This window comes from Endozoicomonas sp. SESOKO3 (genome assembly GCF_024606255.1).
The window spans coordinates 1-2,178 of the sequence record NZ_JAHHPR010000558.1 but is presented as its reverse complement, the minus strand read 5'-3'; the positions used below and the strand labels follow the sequence as shown (position 1 = coordinate 2,178).

The following is a 2,178-nucleotide window of genomic DNA, read 5'->3' as shown; positions in this document are numbered from 1 at the left end:
ATTTGAGAGGATTCACCGGTTCTGTTAATGTGCCGGAGACATCCAGTTCGGAGAACAGGGCAGGATGATTGAGATAAGCCAGAGTATCATCCAGTAATTTCCGGGGTAAACAATTCTTCCAATACCTCAGCAACAACGGTTTGTTTGCAACGATCCTGCTTGCCAGTACATGAACAAGTCTTTGCCGGAGCGTTGGGTCAGTGCAACACTGCTCCAGATACTTTGCATCATTAAATTTATGCAAAAAATCCAGATAATGTTCAATGTAATCTATTATGAGGTCAGCTTTCCCGGGCCGTAAACTTCTTCTAATAATATGACCCTCTCCAGACTCAAAGGGTTCAGAATTTAAAACGATAGCGTCTTGCTTCGCCAGTATGTCTTCGGGAAATGAATGGAGATATTTTAAAGGAAAATACTGACAGACAATATCCATGACCTGACTTACAAAATCCTTATTTGCATTAATTTTTTTAAAAAACATATTAAGGTGGCTGATAGAAAAATATTCACTTATCTCAGGTCTACTAATTAAGTTTTTTAATAATAACTCTTTTCCTGTTTCGATTAATTTCTGAAGCAAAGCATCATCTACATTTTCAATTGATACAACAATAAAAGGATTGGCTTCTACCAGTTTTTTTAACAACAAGGTAAGCTTTTTTTGATCATCCTTGTATCTTTCTATACAAAGATCATAAACATCAGATAAGAGAGATTGAGATATTTTAGCGAAATTTCTTTTACCGAGTGCGGATGAAGCTGTCTTTAAAAGCACTTCTTCAAAAAACTCATCATTATTCATCATAACCTTATGTTTATGATTGCCTTTGAAAATCTCGCTGAAATTTTCAAAAAAATAATCACCATCAAGCGAGTCCAAAATCAACTGTTTTGTTAAAAACCGAGTCGGAACCTCTGATAATGTACACAACCCCTTCGATAATTGTGAAAGACAGTACTCTTCGTTTTTATTTATGATGTCTTTCGGCAGGTCTTTGAGCTTTATCCTTCCTGATTTGATAAGTTCATCATACAAACCATCATCTTTAAAGCTGTCCGGAAGAACGCTCAATGACTTTATTTTTGCTGCGATATCCAGGTGATCATAAATCAATTTTGCCCGTTCAGGCGGTGTACCACTCGGAAGACCATGCACGTTTGAGTATTCAATAAGGAAGTCAATATCAGATTTTAATTCTTCAGAAAGGTATCCATAGTGAGATGTTAGGGCTCCGCTCCTGACAGCATTCAATAATATCTGTTTTGTTCTTTCAACTGTTGATAACAATGTTTCTCTGATTTTGTCACCTTTTTTCATTACCAAAACACTCCAAAGACGGTTTCTTACTATCTCTGAAAGAAGGGTTGGTGATTTGGAGTAATGTTCAGGTAAATATTTTTCAGGATCACAAGGAAGAAAGTCGGCAACATCTATAAATTCATCTTCTGTGAGTCTATCGTTTCTACCATCAATGAGTTCTTGAATCAGCTTGACTTGTCTGTCGCTGAGGATAGCAGTGTTCGCATGCTGAATGGCATGACGCTTTCTTAATCCTGATTCGCATGCAGCTACTTCACAGGTATCTACATCTAAAGCAACGGCTCTGGAGGAAATTCCGACCTCTTTTTGATCTTTTTGTCCTGTTAAGGGATCTGCGCGATTGACTCCCAAAGGCTTACCGCTGACAGGCCTGACGGTTCTGCCGGAAACATTGTCGTAATCCGCTGTAGCACTATCTGAGACAACGGCTGTTGCAGTGCAAGCAGAAAAATTTTGCCCCTGATTATATGAGGATTTAGATAATTGATTCATCATCACTCCTGTCTTTAATTGTACTTAATCTTGACGGGGGTGAGCCCACTCTATGGAATGCTCGTAAATTAAGACCCGCTAATTAAATGAAAGTTCCAAAACAGAAGGACTACAGAGTTGAAAAAAGACCTCTGGCCGAGCCAATGCAACACAAAGCAATGTCAATAGCCTGAAATATTGGATGCATTGGGGGGATATACCTCATTCTCTATTATCTTCCTCTGTGTATTGATCCGCGAATGCAAAAATATTGCCGGCAAACAACGTAAGTCCCTTGACCAGACTGATCAGAGGAAAGACGGCGTTATTGGCTCCAAGATTGAGTTGGTCATTGACATTATGGAAGTCTTTGGGAAATTTTT

The 2,178-nt window shown here is 38.6% G+C and carries 1 protein-coding gene; it reads right to left on the bottom strand.

Features of this window, described 5'->3' with window-relative positions; all coding sequences use genetic code 11:
- A partial coding sequence (locus KDK18_RS09655) for a hypothetical protein (RefSeq protein ID WP_257254695.1) occupies nucleotides 1-1,819 on the bottom strand: 1,819 nt, incomplete at its 3' end.
- Nucleotides 1,820-2,178: the final 359 nt, after the last annotated feature.